We start from the raw sequence: 17,884 nt of genomic DNA on the forward strand, positions 1-17,884 counted from the left end.
CGATAGAGCTATGACGACAGGGGAATCGGGCCGGCTGGCCAGCATCGAGGCGCTCGTCGAAGACATTCGGCAGGGCAAGATGGTCATCCTGATGGATGACGAGGACCGCGAGAACGAAGGCGATATCATCATGGCCGCCGAGTGCGTCGAGGCGAGCCACATCAACTTCATGGCACGTCACGCGCGCGGCCTGATCTGTCAGCCGATGACCCGGGAGCGCTGTCAGCAGCTCAAGCTGCCGCTGATGGTCGACGACAACGGCTCCGGCTACGGCACCAAGTTCACGCTCTCGATCGAGGCCGCCAGGGGCGTCTCCACCGGTATCTCCGCCGCTGACCGTGCGCTCACCGTGCGCGCCGCCGCGGCGCGTGACGCGCGTCCCGAGGATCTGGTCCAGCCGGGCCATATCTTTCCGCTGATGGCGGAACCGGGCGGGGTGCTACGGCGTGCCGGGCATACCGAGGCGGCCTGCGATCTGGCGGCGATGGCCGGCTTCGAGGCCACTGGCGTGATCTGCGAGATCATGAACGATGACGGCAGCATGTCGCGGCGGCCCGAGCTCGAGCGCTTCGCCGCCGAGCACGATCTCAAGATCGGCACCATCGCCGATCTGATCCACTACCGCATGCTCAACGAGCGCACGGTGGATGCTGTCGAACGCCAGAGCGTCACGACCGCTTTCGGTGAGATGGCACTGCACGTCTTCCACGACCGTATTCAGAACACCCACCATCTGGCCCTGGTCAAGGGCGAGCCCGAGGCGTCGCGGCCGACCACGGTGCGGGTACACGCCGGCGACACCCTGGGTGACCTGCTGGCGCTGTGCAAGGGCGAAGGGCACTGGACCGCCTACACCGCGCTGGAGGCGGTGAGTCAGGCCGAGGCCGGGGTTTTCGTGCTGCTCGACGATGCCAGCCCGCGCGGCGACCTCAAGACCCAGCTCGATGTACTGCTGGGCCATCGCCCAGCGCCGCGCTCCAGCGCCGCCGATGGTAGTGGCAACTTTCTGTCGATCGGCACCGGCGCCCAGATCCTGCGTCAGCTCGGCGTCGGCAAGATGCGCCTGTTGAGTTCGCCGTGGCGCTTCTCGGCGCTCTCCGGGTTCGACCTCGAGGTGGTCGAGCTGGTCAGCGGTGACGTCTGACCCCATGGCGGCCATGCCGATGTCGTCGTGCCTGTCGCCCCTGGCTGGCGGTCTGCCGCCCGGGGGGCACGTCGCCCGCTGGCGTCGAGCCATGCCCGCGCCCGCCGGGACATGGTAAGATGGCCGGCTTCGCGCGCCGAGCGCCTCGTTCTGGCGCCGGCCAATCACTCTTTTTTAGCGTGTGCCTGAGGGGATCCCCCGATCCGCTTCAGGCCTAGTGACTCCGGAACCCGACAATGCAACCGATCGCGCAACTGGAAGGTCAGTTCACCGATGTCGATGGGCGCTACGCCATCGTCGTCGGCCGTTTCAATCATCATGTCGTCGACAGTCTCGTCGAAGGGGCGGTCGACAGCCTGATGCGTCACGGCGTGAGTGAAGAGAACATCGAGCTGATCCATGTGCCTGGCGCGTGGGAGCTGCCGCTGGCGGTCAAGCGCGTGCTCACGGTGTCGCGCCCGGATGCGGTGATTGCCCTGGGGGCGGTGATCCGCGGCGGCACGCCGCACTTCGAATATGTCGCCGGCAACTGCAACTCGTCGCTCTCCGCGCTGCAGCTGGCTCACGACACGCCCATCGCCAACGGTGTGCTGACGGTCAACTCGATCGATCAGGCGATCGAGCGCGCCGGCACCAAGGCCGGCAACAAGGGCACCGAGGCGGCGATGGCGGCGATGGAGATGGTCTCGCTGCTCAAGCGTCTGGGAGGTGAGGCATGAGCGCACCGTCGCGTCAGCCGAGCAAGGCCCAGGAGTCGCGCCGTGCGGCTCGCGAGCTGGCCGTGCAGGGGCTCTACCAGTGGCAGATGACCGGTAAGTCGATCACCGCGGTGGAGGCCGAGTTTCGCGCCCAGATCGCCGACGAGGATCTCGAGGATCACGAGAACTGGCACAAGGTGATGGAGATTGCCGACGCTGCTCTGTTCCACGAGCTGCTGCACAACGCCGCCCAGCATCAGCGCGAGCTCGATGCCGCCATCGCGCCGCTGCTCGACCGCCGGCTGGAGGATCTCGACCGCATCGAGCTGGCGATCCTGCGCCTGGGCGCCTACGAGCTGTCGCGGCGCCCGGAAGTCCCCTATCGCGTGGTGATCAACGAAGGGGTGGAGCTGGCCAAGATCTTCGGCGCCACCGATGGCCACAAGTACGTCAACGGCATCCTCGACAAGCTGGCCTCGCGCCTGCGGAGTGCCGAGGTCGCTGCTCGCCGGCGTTGACATGAGCAGCGCTGCGTTGAGCGAATTCGCGCTGATCTCCCGCTATCTGGCGCGCCCCGCCAGCGGGCGGGCGGATATCGTCGTCGACAACGGCGACGACTGCGCGGTGATCGCCCCCACCCCCGGCCACCAGCTGGCGATCAGCGTCGACACCTCGGTGGTGGACGTGCACTTTCCCGCCGCTGCGCCGCCAGCGGCGATCGGCCATCGCGCGCTGGCGGTGGCGCTGAGCGACCTCGCGGCGATGGGCGCGCGGGCGCGCTGGTGCACCCTGGCGCTGACCCTGCCGGAGACCGATCCCGACTGGCTTGCAGCACTGGGTGAGGGCTTTCATGCCCTCGCCGAGCGCTGCGGCTGTGCGCTGATCGGCGGTGACGTGACCCGTGGCACCCTGAGTCTCGGCGTGACCGTACACGGCGAGCTGCCCGCCGGCAGCGCGCTGACGCGTGCGGGTGCGCGGGTTGGCGACTGGATCGCGGTGACCGGCTATCCGGGCCGCGCCGCCGAGGGGCTGGCCCGATGGCAGCAGGGCGAGCGCGATCTGGCACATCCGCTGCTAGATGCCTATCTGCGCCCGCAGCCGCGGCTGGCGGCCGGCGAGGCCCTGCGCGGGCTGGCCAGCGCGGCCATCGACGTCTCCGACGGGTTGCTGGGGGATCTCGGCCATCTACTGCGCGCTTCAAACGTCGGCGCGCAGCTCGATCTGGCGGCACTACCGCTGGCAACACCGCTGCGCGCCACCCTCGACGCCGATCAGGTCCAGCGCCGCGTGCTCGCCGGTGGCGACGACTATGAGCTGCTGGTGACGCTGCCCCCGGCTCAGCTCGAACGTGCACAGCAGCAGCTGGCGGCGTTGTATCTGCCACTCACGCCGATCGGTCGCATCGTCGCCGGCGAGGGCATCGGTGGGTTGCCCGAGGCGTTCGCCGGGCTCGACGGCTGGGATCATTTCGCGGAGAGACGCGCATGAACCGGGCCCCCAAGAGCGTCTGGCGTCGCCCCACCCACTTCCTGGCCTTCGGCCTCGGCAGCGGCGCTGTGCCCTTTGCACCCGGCACCTTCGGCACCCTGGCGGCGATCCCGTTCTACTGGCTGCTCTCGGGTTTGCCGCTGGGCCTCTATCTAGGCGTGATGGGCATCGCCACGCTGCTCGGCATCTGGCTGTGCGGCAAGACCTCGCGGGATCTCGGCGTGCACGACCACTCCGGCATCGTATGGGACGAGTTCGTCGGCTACTGGCTGACCATGGCCGCGGTGCCGTTCTCGTGGGAGTCGGCGCTGTGGGGCTTCGTGGTGTTTCGGGTGTTCGACATCATCAAGCCGTGGCCGATCCGCTGGGTCGACCGCCGCGTGGCCGGGGGGATCGGCATCATGTTCGACGACATCCTGGCCGCGGTCTATGCCTGGAGCGTGATGCATCTGTGGTTCTGGCTGCACTGAACGAGCGGCGCCCCGAGTTGCTTACAAGGCCTGAGAAGGTGCCGCCGAGTCGAGATCTACAGCGACTCCCTCAATCAACTCTGACAAGGAGCGCGGAATGCGCAAGTGGATCGGCGCGGGTGCCGCTATCGTGATCGTCGTGGGCGGGGGCTATCTCGGCGCCCAGGCCTACTCCAGCCATCGCTTCGAGCAGGAGATGTCGCAGCTCGTGGCACGCCTGGATGCCAGCCCGCAGTGGCAGGTCGAACGTACCGACGTCGACAGCGGCTGGTTCCACTCCAGCGGCCGTTTGGAGGCGCGCTACCTCGATGACGAGATCGAGCCGGTGGTGATCGAGGCGCCCTACGAGGCCGATCATGGCCTGTTCGAGACCAGCTTCTCCGGCGAGGGGCAGGTGCGTATCGGCGACGACCAGACCCTGTTCGGCGATCTGCTCCAGAGCGACGGGCCGCTGACCTGGAACGGGCGCTTCCTGACCCGCGAGCAGCGCATGGAGGCCACGATCGCGCTGCCCGGCTTCTCCCAGCAGTGGACCGTACCAGCGGGTGAAGTCGGCGGCGAGTTCCGCCCGGCGCGGCCGATGCAGGTCGACTTCTCGGGTCTGACACTGAACCTCACCCAGCACGCGGATCGGGTCACCCTCGATGGCCAGGCGCCGCGACTGCAGCTGCAGGACGCCGACGCCAACATGCTGCTGGAGAACGTGGCCATCGAGGGCGCTTTCCAGGGCGACCGTCAGGCCTTCGACCAGTCGCTCGCGCTCACCCTGCCCACCATCACCGTGGTCTCGCCGGATGGCGCCAAGCTGGTATCGCACGACTCGCGCTACGCGCTCGACGCCAAGCTCGACGACAAGGAGATGCGCATGCATCTCGAGACTCGGCTCGGCGACACCACCATGGACGATCAACAGCTCGGCAGCGGTGAGCTGGCGATGACCCTGGATCATGTCGATGGCGATGCCTATCGCGCCCTGGCGGCGGCGCTCGAAGCGCACACCAGCGAGATCCAGGCGGCCGCGGCTTCCGACGATCAGGATGCGATGGCGCAGGCGCTGGCACCGCTCAAGCCGCAGCTGGCGGCGATCTTCGCCGGCTCGCCGCGCTGGGCCGTGGACAAGCTGGCGCTGAAGAGCCCGCTGATGGGTGTGGACATGCAGGGCAGTGGCGAGCTCAAGTTCGACGGCGACGGAATGGCTGACTGGAATCTCGACACGATGGACGCCGAGACGCTCGATCGCGAGGTGCTAAAGCGTCTCGACGGTCATTTCGAGCTCAAAGGGGCGCCGCCGATCCTGTTGATGTCGCTGGGTCTGCCGATGAGCGGTGGCCCGCTGCGCATCGCGCTCGACGATGGCGTGATGACCCTCAATGACCAGCAGGTACCGCTGGTGCCGGGTGCTGCCCCCGCTCAGCCCTGAGCGCCAGGCGCCCCGGCCCGGGGCACGATGTCGATAATCCTGCGAAGGCCGAGCATCCCGCTCGGCCTTCCTGTTTTCGCCGCCTATGGCACCGCGCTGGCGGCGCTCTCCTATCCTGTATTGGTACTGGCCGGTCGCGGGTTCACTTGAACTTACGCACCCCTGCCCACATCCCACAGATATCGGGCCGCTTCGGCCATGGACGGATACAGGATCAACGATGAGCGAACACGATTGGAACGCCGATAGCCATATCGACGTGGGCGGCGACACGGCCCAAGGCGAGGAGACGCCGCAGCAGGGGCAGTCGGCCAGCGGTGCCGTGGTGCCGTCCGGCGACTATCTGCCGGAGCGCATCTATCTGCTGCCGATTCACAACCGCCCGTTCTTCCCGGCCCAGGTGCAACCGCTGATCATCCAGCGTCAGCGCTGGGAAGAGACCATGCAGCGGGTCGCCAACACCCCGCATCACATGGTCGGTGTTGCCTTCATCGGCGATGTCAGCATGGAGGAGCTGAGCCCCGGCAGCTTCCCCGAGATCGGTACCGCGGTGAAGGTGCACCGCACCCAGAGCGAAGAGCACCAGATCCAGTTCATCGCCCAGGGCATGCGGCGTTTCCGCATCCATCGCTGGCTCTCCAAGACTCCGCCGTACCTGGTCGAGGTCTCCTATCCCCGTGAGCCGGTGGATGCCGAGGCGGAAGAGGCGCGCGCCTACGCCATGTCGCTGATCAACGGCATCAAGGAGCTGCTGCCGATCAACCCGCTCTACGGCGAGGAGCTGAAGAGCTATCTCAATCGCTTCAGCCCCCACGAGCCGGGCCCGCTGACCGACTTCGCCGCGGCGATCACTTCGGCCAAGGGGCGCGAGCTGCAGCAGGTGCTGGAGACGCTGCCGATCATGGATCGTATGCAGCGGGTGCTGCCGCTGCTGCGCAAGGAGATCGAGGTCGCTCAGCTGCAGAATCAGATCAGCGAGCAGGTCAACTCGCAGATGCAGGAGCGCCAGCGCGAATTCTTCCTGCGCGAGCAGCTCAAGGTGATCCAGAAAGAACTGGGCATCTCCAAGGACGATCGCGAGAGCGACGTCGACACCTTCCGTGGGCGCCTGGAGAACCTGCAGGTGCCGGAACGCGTGCAGACGCGTATCGACGACGAGCTCGACAAGCTCTCGATGCTCGAGACCGGCTCGCCGGAGTACGGCACCACGCGAAACTATCTCGACTGGCTCACCTCGCTGCCGTGGGGCGTTACCTCCGAGGATCAGCTCGACCTCAAGCGCGCCCGTGAGGTGCTCGACCGCGATCACGACGGCCTGGCCGACGTCAAGGAACGCATCATCGAGTTCCTCGCCGAGGGCTCGTTCAAGGGTGACGTAGGCGGCTCGATCGTGCTGCTGGTGGGCCCGCCGGGTGTCGGCAAGACATCGGTCGGGCGCTCCATCGCCGATGCCCTGGGGCGCGAGTTCTACCGCTTCTCGGTCGGCGGCATGCGTGACGAGGCGGAGATCAAAGGGCACCGACGGACCTACATAGGCGCCATGCCGGGCAAGCTGGCCCAGGCGCTCAAGGAGGTCGAGGTCGAGAACCCGGTGATCATGCTCGACGAGATCGACAAGATGGGGCAGTCGTTCCAGGGCGATCCGGCGTCGGCGCTGCTGGAGGTGCTCGACCCGGAGCAGAACGTCGACTTTCTCGATCACTATCTCGACGTGCGCCTGGATCTCTCCAAGGTGCTGTTCGTATGCACCGCCAACCAGCTCGATACCATTCCCGGGCCGCTGCTCGACCGTATGGAGCAGATCCGCCTCTCCGGCTATATCGCCGAGGAGAAGGTGGCGATCGCCAAGCACCATCTATGGCCGAAACTGTTGAAGCGCGATCGCATTCCCAAGAAGCGCATCAATCTGACCGACGCCGCACTCAAGCAGGTGATCGAAGGCTACGCCCGCGAGGCGGGCGTGCGCCAGCTCGAGAAGCAGCTCCACCGCATCGTGCGCAAGGCCGCGGTCAAGCTGCTGGAGCAGGATCAGGAGACGGTCAAGGTCTCGGTCAACAACCTCGAGGAGTTCCTCGGCGCGCCGCTGTTCCGCAAGGAGAAGGTGCTCAAGGGTGTGGGCGTGGTCACCGGCCTGGCGTGGACCGCCATGGGCGGCGCCACGCTGCCGATCGAGGCGACCAAGGTGCATGCGCTGACGCGCGGCTTCAAGCTCACCGGCAAGCTCGGTGAGGTGATGCAGGAGTCGGCCAATATCGCCTACAGCTACACCCTGGGTCATCTGGGCGAGTACGGCGCCGATGCCGACTTCTTCAACGAGGCCTTCATCCATGTTCACGTGCCCGAGGGCGCTACGCCCAAGGATGGCCCCTCGGCCGGCGTGACCATGACCACGGCACTGATGTCGCTGGCGAAGAATCAGAGCATCGACCGGCCGCTGGCGATGACCGGCGAGCTGACCCTGACCGGCCAGGTGCTGCCGGTGGGCGGTATCCGTGAGAAGGTGATTGCCGCGCGGCGCAGCGAGATATTCGAGCTGATCCTGCCGGATGCCAATCAGCGCGATTACGACGAGCTACCTGACTACCTCAAGGCGGGCATGACGGTGCATTTCGCCAAGGTCTATCAGGACGTCGCCAAGGTGGTGTTCGGGCGCTGACGAGGCACTGAGGAGAAGAAGGTATGTGAGCGGCGGCGCCTTGGCGTCGCCGCTTTTCGTGGATCGATGAGCGGCGTTCCGCGTTTCTGACTCATCAACCCCCGTTCTTAATCATCCCCGCGGTTTTAGTCATCATCTCCATAGTACTGCACGCCGAGCTGGATCAACTCGCGGCCCTGGGCCTTGCGATGCAGGTTGGTGTCGCGCAGCGAATAGACGCAGCCGCAGTACTCCTGCTGATAGAAGCGCTCGCGCTTGCTGATCTCGATCATGCGCTGCGAGCCACCTTTCTTGCGCCAGTTGTAGTCCCAGTAGGCCATGCCCTCATAGGGGGCGACGGCGCGATGGCCGCAGTCGTTGATCTGCGCCATGTTCTTCCAGCGCGAGATGCCCAGGGAGCTGGAAATGAGCGAGTAGCCATGCTCATGGGCGTAGAGCGCGGTGCGCTCGAAGCGCATGTCGAAGCACATGGTGCAGCGAATGCCGCGCTCCGGTTCGTACTCCATGCCCTTGGCGCGGGCGAACCAGTTGTCGGTGTCGTAGTCGGCATCGATGAAGGTGATGCCGTTCTCCTCGGCAAAGCGGATGTTCTCCTCCTTGCGCAGCAGATACTCCTTCTTGGGGTGAATATTGGGGTTGTAGAAGAAGATCGCATAGTCGATGCCGGAGACCTGTAGCGCCTCCATCACCTCGCCGGAGCAGGGCGCGCAGCAGGAGTGGAGCAGCAGCTTGTCGTGGCCTGAAGGCAGCGTCAGCGTGTCGCGTTGGTCGAGCGTGGACATGGTGTAACCGGGTCGCAGAGAGAGAAATGTCGTCAGAGTCAGATGGTGAGTCGCCGCCGGGGTGGCGTCAATGACGCTCTGCCTCAGTGTCTCTCGGCCTAGGCCGAGTTACGACAAGGCTGCGCCGCCCTGCGGTGTTGCCAGCGGGCGGCGCGAGGATGGTGAAGCGAAAGGGCTAAGCGAAAGGGCTAAGCGAAGGGACGGCGTGAGGGGCTAACCCTGCGCGTCAGTCGCGGTCGATGGTCAGGCCGCCCCAGGACTGGCACACCGGCATCAGTTCGAGGCGGTTGATGTTGAGATGCGCCGGCAGGGTCGCGGCGTGGAAGACCTGTTCGGCCACATCCTCCGGCTGGATCGGCTCGACCCCGCCATAGAGCTTGTCATGGGCGTTCTGGTCGCCCTTCATGCGCACCAGGGTGAATTCGGTCTCGGCCATGCCCGGGGCGACGTCGGTGACACGTACGCCGGTGCCCTTGAGATCGCAGCGCAGATTGTAGGAGAACTGATTGACGAAGGCCTTGGAAGCCCCATAGACGTGGCTGCCGGGGTAGGGCCACAGGGCGGCGGTGGAGCTGATGTTGATGATCGCGGCACCGCGGCCGACTTCGATCAGCGTCGGCAACAGCGTGCGCGTGACATTGACCAGGCCGGTGATGTTGGTGTCGATGACCGTCTGCCAGTCATCCAGGTCGGCTTCCTGGGCGGGGCCGGCACCCAGCGCCAGGCCGGCGTTGTTGACCAGGACCTTGACCGCCTTGAACGCCTCGGGCAGGTCGTCGACGACCTGGGCGACCGCGTCGCGCTCGCGTACGTCGAGGGTCGCGATATGTACCGGCACCTTGGCGGCCAGTTGCTGCTCCACCTCCTCGAGCCGCTCGCGGCGACGGCCGGTGAGCACCAGTGCCCAGCCGGCCTCGGCGAAGCGCGCGGCGCAGGCGCGGCCGAAGCCGGAGGTGGCGCCGGTGATGAAAGCGACAGGGGGTTGGCTCATATTGACTCCTTGAACGGTCGACTTATCGACGATGAGGCGGCGGCGCGGCGGCCGACGCTGGATAGCACCTCAAAATATCACCTCAAGATAGCGGGGCTCGGCGATCGGTGAAAGCGCAGGCGCTTGTCTCTGATCGACGACAAGGCGTTTGGCTTTGTGTAAAACCCGGTGATTCCCGGTCGCTATATACGCGTTCATTTGCAGTTTGATTACACTTTGAGCGTTCGCTGGGGCACAATCCGTGCCGCCGTGCACGCACGCCGACCGACGCCTCCGGCAAGAGTCCTCCAGAGACTCGTCCGTTCATCGCTGACTCCGACCTCAACCCGATCATCTCCGGCGCTCGCTTGGACCATCGTGTCGCATTTCGCTCCCTTTCCGAGGAAGGGGACATTCATCGGCCTGCTACCCGGTAACTAGGTGCTTTGTGAAAAGTCGACGAGCGAAGTCCAGGCAAGGCAAAAATCGGCGAAAACGCGGAGTTTACGCGGTGTAAATGAGCATTTTGAGCCGATTTTTAACGCCGCATGGGCGAGCGCAGTACTTTTCAGACAGTGCCTAGGGGGGAGGAATTCATGCATGCACTCAAGAAGCGCCGCTACCACGGTCTCGAATGGTTGCGTTTTCTCATGGCGCTGTGGATGGTCGCCTACCATTTCGGCGGCATCTACAGCGACATGCCGGACCTGCTGCGCAGTTTTATCGGTATGGGCTTTTTCGCCACCAGCACCTTTTTCATGCTCTCGGGCTTTCTGCTCGCCCATGTCGCGCTGGATGACACCGGGGGGATGAAGATGGGGGGCCCCGCGTTCGTGGCGCGGCGGCTGTGCAACCTCTATCCGATCCACGTCATCACCATGCTGCTGGCGCTGGGGTTGCTGTTGTTCCAGTACCCGATCCGGCCGGAGGGCGTGCATGTCTACTTCAATTCCCACCCTTATCTACCGCTCAGCGATGAGGCCCGGGCGGCCTTCGCCGGGCGCATCTCCTGGCCCAGCGCGCTCGGCCACATCGCGCTCCAACTGACGCTGCTGCAGGCCTGGGAGCCGCGTTTTCTATGGCTCAACGGCGCCTCGTGGTCGATCTCCGCACTGCTCTTCTTCTACGCCTGCTTTCCGCTGCTGGCACCGCGGTTGATGCGCCTGCAGCGCTGGGGCCTGGCGCTGCTGGTGGTGTGGGGCCTGTATGCGGCGGGTCCGCTGGTAGCGACCCTGAGCGGTGCCTTCGACTATGTCACCGTCGGTATGCTGCACCGCAACCCGCTGTTCCGACTGCCGGAGTTCCTGACTGGCATCCTGCTCTACCGCGCCCTGCAGACGCAGGGGCTAGCCGAGCTGCTGCGCCGTTTCCGCTATCCGTTGCTGGCGTTGGGGCTGTGCGGAGTGCCGGTGGGCGTATGGCTGCTCAAGCTCGATGGCCTGCATCTCTACTATCTGACCCATAACGGCCTGCTGCTGCCGTTCCAGGCGCTGGTGCTGCTGAGTGCTACCGCCTTCGCCTCGCCTGCCAGCGCGGCGAATCGTGCTCGGCTACAACACCTGGGCGAAGCGGCGCTGTGCATTTTCGCTCTGCACACGCCGCTGATCGGCCCGTTTGCCCGCGCCACCCGCTGGCTGCTGCTGCGCTGGCACGAGGGCTGGGTCGCGGCGAGCAGCAACGCGGCGCTGAAGTTCGCCATCCCGCTGTGGACAATGGCGATTCATCTGACGCTGATCGTGGTGCTGGCGCTGATCATGCAGCGCTACGTGGTCAAGCCGCTGCGCGGATGGCTGGAGCGGCGGCTGCCGGCGGCCTGGCAGCCCAAGCCACGGGCCAGCGGTGGCGATCAACCGACCGCGCTGCGCCAAGTTGCGCTATCCTAGCCGTTTTCGGGTCCATGGATGCCCGCCCAGCGCGGGCGCTTCCAGGCTCGTGAATCCATCGTCAAGGAACGCTGCATGAAGGGAACCATACGTGTAGGGCTGGTCGGCTACGGGATGGCCAGCAAGCGGTTCCATGCGCCGCTGATCGCCGCCCAGGAGGGGCTGTCGCTGGTCGCCATCGCCAGTCGCGACAGCGCCAAGGTCCGAGCCGACTGGCCCGATGTGCCGGTGGAAGCGTCACCCGAGGCGCTTTACGCCCGGGACGACATCGATCTGGTGGTGATTCCCACGCCCAATGCCACCCACTATCCGCTGGTCAGCCAGGCGCTCGCCGCCGGCAAGCACGTGGTGGTCGACAAGCCGTTCACGGTCAACGTGTCGGAGGCGGAGAAGCTCTGCCTGCAGGCGATCGAGGCCAAGCGGTTGCTTTCGGTGTTTCACAACCGCCGCTGGGATGGCGACTTTCTTACTGTGCGCAACCTGATCGACAGCCAGGCGCTGGGTCGGGTGGTGCACTTCGAGTCGCACTTCGACCGCTACCGTCCGGAGATTCCCACGCGCTGGCGCGAGGCGCCGGGGCCCGGAACCGGGTTGTGGTTCGATCTCGGTTCGCACCTGCTGGATCAGGCGCTGGTGCTGTTCGGCCGGCCGCAGTCGATCTGGCTGGATCTCGCCGAGCAGCGTGATGGCGCTCAGGTCGACGATTACTTTCACGCCGTGCTGCGCTACGACCAGCGCCGCGTGGTGCTGCATGCCGGGGCACTGGTGGCCGCTGCCGGGGCACGTTTCACCGTGCACGGCAGCCGTGCCAGCTATATCAAGCATGGTCTCGATCCGCAGGAGGATATGCTCAAGCGCGGCGACCGTCTGCCCACGCCCCACTGGGGCGAGGATTGGCGCCACGGCATGCTCACCATCGGCCAGGTGCGCGAGGGCGGGCAGCCGGAGCTGCACGAAGTGCCGACGCTGCCGGGGGACTATCTCGCTTACTACACCGGCGTGCGTGACGCCATTCTCGGCCGCGCGCCGCTGCCGGTGACGGCGGAAGCGGCGCTGGAGGTGATGCGGCTGCTCGAAGCCGGGGTAGAGAGCGCTCGCAGCGGTCAGGCGGTCGCCATCGGCGGCGCCTGAGTCACGCGTAGGCAGTGATCGAAGCTGAGAGGGTGTTTACAAATTCGTCGAGCGCAGGCGTTTTGTAAGCACGCTCTTAGAGCGCCTTTCACAACCGCCAGACGACATGGGCTCATCCGGCGGCAGGGCGTCGCGAGGGCGCTGTGAACCCTTCCCTGGGCGCTACCTTTGCCATCCCTGGCAAAGGACCCTCGCTTGGCCCTGCCTCCGGCGCCCATCGTCAGAGGGTTTGGAAATGGGCTCTTAGGTAATGACGCCGATCTGCCACGGCACGAACTCCTGCTGCCCGTAGCCGTGGTGCTCGCTCTGGCTGGGCTCGCCGGAGGCGAGGGTGAGCAGCCGCTGGAAGATCTCTTCGCCGAGGGTGTCGAGATCCGTCTCGCCATCCACCAGGGTGCCGCAGTTGATGTCCATGTCGTCACGCTGGCGCTGCCACAGGGTGCTGTTGGTGGCCAGCTTCAACGACGGCACCGGGGCGCAGCCGAAGGCGCTGCCGCGCCCCGTGGTGAAGGCGATCAGGTTGCAGCCGGAGGCGACCTGGCCGGTCACCGAGACCGGATCGAAGCCGGGGGAGTCCATGAACGCCAGCCCGCGCTCGCGCATCGGCTCGGCGTACTCCAGCACCTCGACCAGCGGTACCGTACCGGCCTTGGCCACCGCCCCCAGCGACTTCTCGAGAATCGTGGTCAGCCCGCCCGCCTTGTTGCCGGCGGAGGGGTTGTTGTCCAGCGAAGCGCCGCGCACGCGGCAGTAGGCTTCCCACCAGTGAATCCGCGCGATCAGCTTGTCGGCCACCGCCGGGCTTATCGCGCGCCGCGTGAGCAGGTGCTCGGCGCCATAGATCTCGGGGGTCTCCGCGAGTACCGCGCTGCCGCCGTGGGCGATCAGGCGATCCACCGCCGCGCCCAGGGCCGGGTTGGCGGTGATGCCGGAGTAGCCGTCGGAGCCGCCGCACTGCAGTGCCACCCGCAGATGCTCGGCGCTGCAGGGCACGCGCTCGACCCGGTTGGCCTCGGCGAGCAGCCCCTCGATATGGCGGATGCCCTCGGCAATGGCGCGTGTGGTGCCGCCGATCTGCTGGATGGTGTAGGGGTAGAGGCGTGGGCCCGGCTGTAGCCCCTGGGATTCGATCAGCGCCTCGATCTGATTGGTCTCGCAGCCAAGCCCGATCACCAGCACGGCGGCGAAATTGACGTGGCGAGCGTAGCCGGCGAGGGTGCGCTGTAGCATGGCCAGCGCTTCGCCGTCGGCGGCCACCGCGCAGCCGACCCCGTGGGTCAGCGCGACCACGCCGTCGACGTTGGGGTAGGGCGCCATCGCCTGCGGGTGCACGTCACGGCGGAAGTGGTCGGCGATCGCGTGGGCCACGGTGGCCGAGCAGTTGACCGAGGTCAGAATACCGATGTAATTGCGCGTCGCCACCCGCCCGTCAGGGCGCGGAATGCCCATGAAGGTCGCCGGTTCGGCGACCGGTGTCACCGGCACCACTTCGCTGCCGATGGCGTAGTCCTTGGCTGCGCCTTCGCCCCCGTCCTCGAGTTGGCCGATGCTCAGATTATGCACATGAACGTGGTCGCCAGCGGCGATATCGGCAGTGGCGACGCCGATGATCTGGCCGTAGCGGCGGATCGTCTCGCCGACGCCGATAGGACGCAGGGCGATCTTGTGCGCGGCGGGCACGGCCGTGCTCAGCACCACGCCCGGGCTCACCTCGGTGCCGGCCGGTAGCGGCTGGCGGGCGATGACGACGTCGTCGCGCTCGTGCAGGCGGATGACCGACGCTGGCGCGTCGCTGGCTTGCGCGATCAGAGCCATGGTCTTCTCCTCGTTATCGTGCCACTTTCGTCTATGCGACTCATGGCTAAAAGGCTTTTATGATCAGTTGCTTGGAATGTCTCGGTCTTGGTTGACCCTATCTCCGAGCGGCATCGAGCGCTACTGAGAGTTGCTGATCGTGGGATAATCTGGCCGCATTGGACCAACGTCTTATGGAGCACTCCGCACGAATCCATCCACCCTTCGAGGTCGACCCGTGACCCCAACCCTGGACGAACTGATGTCGCGCCTGCGGCTGCGCCAACTCAGGCTGCTGATGGCGCTGGACGAGTGCGGTTCGATACACAAGGCGGCGGAGCGGGTGGCGATCTCCCAGCCGGGCGCCACCCGCGCACTCAGCGAGATCGAGGCGACCCTTGGCACCACACTCTTCGTACGCAGTGCGCGCGGGTTGGAGGCGACCGATATGGGGCGCTGCCTGGTGCGTTACGCGCGGCTGATCCAGACCGATGTCGCGCATCTGCGCGAGGAGATGATCGGCATTCAGCAGGGCTACGGCGGGCACCTGGCGGTGGGCGGGACCATGGGCGCGATCGCTACCCTGGTCGATGCCATCGCCCGGGTGCGTGCCGAGCAGCCCTCGCTGTCGCTGGAGATTGTCGAGGACACCAGTGAGGGGCTGTTGCGCCTGCTCGATCAAGGGCGCCTGGACGTGGCGCTGTGTCGTGCACACTTCGGTCGCCAGCCGACGGACTATCATCGCCAGGGCAGTTTTCCCGAGCCGCTGTGGGTAGTGGCCAGCCCGCGCCATGCGCTGGCCGGTGCGGTGCAACCCGAGTTCACCCGGCTGGCTGAGCAGCCCTGGATCGTCTATCCGGTGAGCATGCCGCGCCTGCTCGAGCAGGAGTTCGTGGCGGCGGGGCTGGCGCAGCCGGTCAAGTCGCTCGAGATCTCATCGACCTATGCCATCCTGGCGATGCTGGGGCGCGATGACGGCGTGCTGGCGCTGCTGCCGGAGGGGATCGCCCGCGAGCCGGTGGCGCGGGGAGAGATCGCACGTATCGATTATCGCGTGCTGACCCAGAACCCGCCGTTCGAGCTGCTGTGGCGACGCGACCGTGCGCTGTCGCCGGCTGCCAGCCGCTTTATCGACTGCTACCGAGCCTGTGCGCAGAACAGCGAAGGAGATTGAGCGGGCAGGGAGTGGCGCCCCCCAGGGCTGACGCTGGTGTTTCACCACCAGCTTTCACCACCAGCTTTCACCACCAGCTTTCGCCATCGCGTTCGTTGCGCAGCTTGTCGCGGGCGATGAACAGCGCGGCTATGGCGCGGGCCTCGTGAAAGTCCTCGCGCGCCAGCAGGCTCGCGATATCCTCGATGGGAAACGCCTCCACCGTTAGCGGCTCCGGCTCGTCGCCGGCCAAACGCTTGGGATAGAGATCGCTGGCCAGCATCACCTGCATGCGGTGATCCATGTAGTTGGGCGCCAGCGACAGCTCGATCAGCGGCTCGATGCGCCTGGCACCCATACCGCACTCCTCCATCAGCTCGCGGTTGGCGGCGGTCACGATGTCCTCGCCCGGGTCGACCAGACCCTTGGGCAGGGTGAGGGCATAGTCGTCGAACCCGGCGGCATACTCATGAATCAGCAGGACGTGATCCGGGTCCGGCATGGCGATGATCATCACCGCACCACGACCCTTGCCCTTGAGCCGTTCGAAGGTGCGCTCGGCGCCGTTGGAAAAGCGCAGATCGAGCGACTCGATGGCGAACAGCTGGCTGCTGGCCACCTCCCGGCGTGCCAGCACGCTGGGCTTGGCAGGGGGTGTCGGCGAAAAGTCGGTGGGCGCCATGCGGCCTCCAGATCAAAGGGCAGTGACTCAGCGTACAATAATCAGCGCGGTATGCCTTGAAAAGCCGTTACCGGCCGCGTCGCCGGCGGCTAGGTCGAGGGTTGAAGCGGTGCCTGCCAGCCCCCACCTAAAGCAGCCGAGGTGAGAGAGTAATGACGTCAACGGTTCGAATCGACAAGTGGCTATGGGCGGCGCGCTTCTTCAAGACGCGCCAGCTGGCGAAGAAGGCGATCGAGGGCGGCAAGATTCGCTACGATGGCCAGCGGGTCAAGACCAGCAAACAGGTAGAGCTCGGCGCGCGGCTCGAGGTTCCGCAGGGGTGGGACACTCTCGAAGTGACGGTGGAGGCGCTGTCGGATCAACGCCGCGGTGCCCCCGAAGCGCAAAAGCTCTACCGCGAGACCGAGGCCAGCGTGGCGCGTCGCGAGCGCGAGGCCCAGCAGCGCAAGCTGGCCAACCAGGCCATGCAGCCCCCCATCAAGCGCCCCGACAAGCGCGAGCGGCGCAATATCCAGCGCTTCCAGCGCCAGCGCACCGAGGAGTGAGAGGGGCGGCGAACGCCTCTTCATTGGCCGCCGCTTTCTTGTGTTCCAGCTTCTTGAGTACCGGCTTCTGCGTTCCCGGATGTCGATCTGCGTGGGTGCGACTGTGAAGGCGCCGCGCAGTGTCGGCGGTTCGGTTCCGATTTCCGTTCTGGCGGGACCCGTCGCGGTCCCCGGCAAGAGATTTCAGCGATGAGTGATCAGATTCAGCGGTTTTTATTCGACGACACCAATGTACGTGGCGAGATCGTCCAACTCCAGGCGGCCTACGCCGAGGTGTTGGCACGCCATGACTACCCGGCGGCGATTTCACGCCAGTTGGGTGAGCTGCTCAGCGCGGTTGCGCTGCTGACCGAGACGGTCAAGCTCGATGGCACCGTGAGTCTCGAGGTGCGCGGGCGCCAGGGCGTCGAGGTATTGATGGTGGAGTCCAACCCGGGCGGCGAGCTGCGCGGCATCGCGCGTTTCGACGAGACACGCGAGTTCGACACTGACGCCAGCCTGCGCGAGCTGGTCGGCGAGGGCCAGATCGTGATCACCCTCGATCCCAAGGAGGGCCAGCGCTATCAGGGGATCGTGGCGCTCGAGCACGCCGATCTGGCGGGCTGTCTCGAGGCCTATTTCAGTCAGTCCGAGCAGCTCGCCACGCGCCTGTGGTTGAGCGCCGACGGGGAGCGCAGTGCGGGGCTGCTGCTACAGCAGTTGCCTGATGACCATTCGAACAAGGATCCAGACGCCTGGGACCGCGTGGTGCATCTGGCCTCGACCATCACCGCCGACGAGCTGCTGGGCCTCGGGCGCCAGGAAGTGCTCTACCGCCTGTTCCACGAGGAGACGACCCGGGTGTTCACGCCCAAGGCGCTGGCGTTCGGCTGCACCTGCTCGCGCGAGCGTGTGGCCAACGCCTTGTACACCCTGGGCGCCGATGAGCTGCGCGAGATCCTCGAGCAGGAGCGCGCGGTGGAAACCCAGTGCCATTTTTGTCATACCCGCTACCACTTCAGCGCCGCCGACGTCGAGGCGATCATCGAGTCGCCCCAGGCGCCGCCGCCCATCGTGCACTGAACAGCC

General features: G+C 66.1%; 16 protein-coding genes. 12 read left to right on the forward strand and 4 right to left on the reverse strand.

Features of this window, described 5'->3' with window-relative positions; translation table 11 throughout:
- Positions 1-10: 10 nt before the first annotated feature.
- The 7 genes from ribBA to lon all read left to right on the forward strand — a co-directional run bounded on the left by ribBA (position 11) and on the right by lon (position 7,876).
- Entirely contained in the window at positions 11-1,144 is a 1,134-nt protein-coding gene (ribBA, locus tag QO259_RS03960; protein ID WP_285951886.1) for a bifunctional 3,4-dihydroxy-2-butanone-4-phosphate synthase/GTP cyclohydrolase II, read from the forward strand.
- 236 nt (positions 1,145-1,380) lie between these two features.
- Complete coding sequence (gene ribH, locus QO259_RS03965; protein ID WP_035475199.1) at positions 1,381-1,863, forward strand: 6,7-dimethyl-8-ribityllumazine synthase; 483 nt, start codon at positions 1,381-1,383, stop codon at positions 1,861-1,863.
- Positions 1,860-2,360 (forward strand): transcription antitermination factor NusB, encoded by a 501-nt coding sequence (gene nusB / locus QO259_RS03970; protein ID WP_285951887.1) that lies wholly within the window; start codon positions 1,860-1,862, stop codon positions 2,358-2,360. The genes ribH and nusB overlap by 4 nt, the downstream gene beginning before the upstream one ends.
- Position 2,361: 1 nt before the next feature.
- Positions 2,362-3,330 (forward strand): thiamine-phosphate kinase, encoded by a 969-nt coding sequence (thiL, locus tag QO259_RS03975; protein WP_285951888.1) that lies wholly within the window; start codon positions 2,362-2,364, stop codon positions 3,328-3,330.
- Positions 3,327-3,800 carry a phosphatidylglycerophosphatase A family protein gene (locus tag QO259_RS03980; RefSeq protein ID WP_035475196.1) on the forward strand — a complete coding sequence of 158 codons (474 nt, stop codon included), beginning with the start codon at positions 3,327-3,329 and terminating at the stop codon, positions 3,798-3,800. Before thiL ends, QO259_RS03980 begins: the two co-directional genes overlap by 4 nt.
- 97 nt (positions 3,801-3,897) lie before the next feature.
- Positions 3,898-5,220 carry a DUF945 family protein gene (locus QO259_RS03985; protein WP_285951889.1) on the forward strand — a complete coding sequence of 441 codons (1,323 nt, stop codon included), beginning with the start codon at positions 3,898-3,900 and terminating at the stop codon, positions 5,218-5,220.
- Between the two features lie 220 nt (positions 5,221-5,440).
- Positions 5,441-7,876 (forward strand): endopeptidase La, encoded by a 2,436-nt coding sequence (lon, locus tag QO259_RS03990; RefSeq protein ID WP_285951890.1) that lies wholly within the window; start codon positions 5,441-5,443, stop codon positions 7,874-7,876.
- A 125-nt stretch (positions 7,877-8,001) separates the two neighbouring features.
- Here lon and QO259_RS03995 read toward each other — a convergent pair whose 3' ends face one another.
- Both QO259_RS03995 and QO259_RS04000 read right to left on the reverse strand, forming a co-directional pair.
- Positions 8,002-8,658, reverse strand: coding sequence for an epoxyqueuosine reductase QueH (locus QO259_RS03995; RefSeq protein ID WP_285951891.1), 657 nt, complete (start codon positions 8,656-8,658; stop codon positions 8,002-8,004).
- A gap of 226 nt (positions 8,659-8,884) precedes the next feature.
- A complete protein-coding gene (locus QO259_RS04000) occupies positions 8,885-9,649 on the reverse strand; it encodes an SDR family NAD(P)-dependent oxidoreductase (RefSeq protein WP_207035190.1) in 765 nt (254 codons plus the stop codon).
- A gap of 575 nt (positions 9,650-10,224) precedes the next feature.
- Between QO259_RS04000 and QO259_RS04005 the strand changes: the two genes are divergently transcribed.
- The gene (locus tag QO259_RS04005) at positions 10,225-11,511 is read left to right on the forward strand and encodes an acyltransferase family protein (RefSeq protein WP_285951892.1); all 1,287 of its coding nucleotides are present in this window, start codon (positions 10,225-10,227) and stop codon (positions 11,509-11,511) included.
- Positions 11,512-11,586: 75 nt separating this feature from the next.
- A complete protein-coding gene (locus QO259_RS04010; protein ID WP_207035186.1) occupies positions 11,587-12,642 on the forward strand; it encodes an oxidoreductase in 1,056 nt (351 codons plus the stop codon).
- 243 nt (positions 12,643-12,885) lie between these two features.
- Here QO259_RS04010 and QO259_RS04015 read toward each other — a convergent pair whose 3' ends face one another.
- Complete coding sequence (locus QO259_RS04015) at positions 12,886-14,457, reverse strand: UxaA family hydrolase (protein ID WP_285951893.1); 1,572 nt, start codon at positions 14,455-14,457, stop codon at positions 12,886-12,888.
- A gap of 217 nt (positions 14,458-14,674) precedes the next feature.
- Here QO259_RS04015 and QO259_RS04020 point away from each other — a divergent pair, with 217 nt between their 5' ends.
- Positions 14,675-15,610 (forward strand): LysR family transcriptional regulator, encoded by a 936-nt coding sequence (locus QO259_RS04020; RefSeq protein WP_207035181.1) that lies wholly within the window; start codon positions 14,675-14,677, stop codon positions 15,608-15,610.
- A 67-nt stretch (positions 15,611-15,677) separates the two neighbouring features.
- On the opposite strand, the gene nudE is transcribed toward QO259_RS04020, so the two are convergent.
- Positions 15,678-16,271, reverse strand: coding sequence for an ADP compounds hydrolase NudE (gene nudE, locus QO259_RS04025; protein ID WP_207035179.1), 594 nt, complete (start codon positions 16,269-16,271; stop codon positions 15,678-15,680).
- A 152-nt stretch (positions 16,272-16,423) separates the two neighbouring features.
- Here nudE and QO259_RS04030 point away from each other — a divergent pair, with 152 nt between their 5' ends.
- Both QO259_RS04030 and hslO read left to right on the forward strand, forming a co-directional pair.
- The gene (locus tag QO259_RS04030) at positions 16,424-16,816 is read left to right on the forward strand and encodes an RNA-binding S4 domain-containing protein (protein ID WP_035475178.1); all 393 of its coding nucleotides are present in this window, start codon (positions 16,424-16,426) and stop codon (positions 16,814-16,816) included.
- Between the two features lie 189 nt (positions 16,817-17,005).
- Positions 17,006-17,878 (forward strand): Hsp33 family molecular chaperone HslO, encoded by an 873-nt coding sequence (gene hslO, locus QO259_RS04035; protein ID WP_285951894.1) that lies wholly within the window; start codon positions 17,006-17,008, stop codon positions 17,876-17,878.
- Positions 17,879-17,884: the final 6 nt, after the last annotated feature.

Source organism: Salinicola sp. JS01 (genome assembly GCF_030284585.1).
Taxonomy (GTDB): domain Bacteria; phylum Pseudomonadota; class Gammaproteobacteria; order Pseudomonadales; family Halomonadaceae; genus Salinicola.

Excerpts from the sequence above, each read along its gene's own strand:
- ribBA (WP_285951886.1), top strand. The coding sequence starts at position 11 with ATGACGACAGGGGAATCGGGCCGGCTGGCCAGCATCGAGGCGCTCGTC.
- ribH (WP_035475199.1), top strand. The coding sequence starts at position 1,381 with ATGCAACCGATCGCGCAACTGGAAGGTCAGTTCACCGATGTCGATGGG.
- nusB (WP_285951887.1), top strand. The coding sequence starts at position 1,860 with ATGAGCGCACCGTCGCGTCAGCCGAGCAAGGCCCAGGAGTCGCGCCGT.
- thiL (WP_285951888.1), top strand. The coding sequence starts at position 2,362 with ATGAGCAGCGCTGCGTTGAGCGAATTCGCGCTGATCTCCCGCTATCTG.
- QO259_RS03980 (WP_035475196.1), top strand. The coding sequence starts at position 3,327 with ATGAACCGGGCCCCCAAGAGCGTCTGGCGTCGCCCCACCCACTTCCTG.
- QO259_RS03985 (WP_285951889.1), top strand. The coding sequence starts at position 3,898 with ATGCGCAAGTGGATCGGCGCGGGTGCCGCTATCGTGATCGTCGTGGGC.
- lon (WP_285951890.1), top strand. The coding sequence starts at position 5,441 with ATGAGCGAACACGATTGGAACGCCGATAGCCATATCGACGTGGGCGGC.
- QO259_RS03995 (WP_285951891.1), bottom strand. The coding sequence starts at position 8,658 with ATGTCCACGCTCGACCAACGCGACACGCTGACGCTGCCTTCAGGCCAC.
- QO259_RS04000 (WP_207035190.1), bottom strand. The coding sequence starts at position 9,649 with ATGAGCCAACCCCCTGTCGCTTTCATCACCGGCGCCACCTCCGGCTTC.
- QO259_RS04005 (WP_285951892.1), top strand. The coding sequence starts at position 10,225 with ATGCATGCACTCAAGAAGCGCCGCTACCACGGTCTCGAATGGTTGCGT.
- QO259_RS04010 (WP_207035186.1), top strand. The coding sequence starts at position 11,587 with ATGAAGGGAACCATACGTGTAGGGCTGGTCGGCTACGGGATGGCCAGC.
- QO259_RS04015 (WP_285951893.1), bottom strand. The coding sequence starts at position 14,457 with ATGGCTCTGATCGCGCAAGCCAGCGACGCGCCAGCGTCGGTCATCCGC.
- nudE (WP_207035179.1), bottom strand. The coding sequence starts at position 16,271 with ATGGCGCCCACCGACTTTTCGCCGACACCCCCTGCCAAGCCCAGCGTG.
- QO259_RS04030 (WP_035475178.1), top strand. The coding sequence starts at position 16,424 with ATGACGTCAACGGTTCGAATCGACAAGTGGCTATGGGCGGCGCGCTTC.
- hslO (WP_285951894.1), top strand. The coding sequence starts at position 17,006 with ATGAGTGATCAGATTCAGCGGTTTTTATTCGACGACACCAATGTACGT.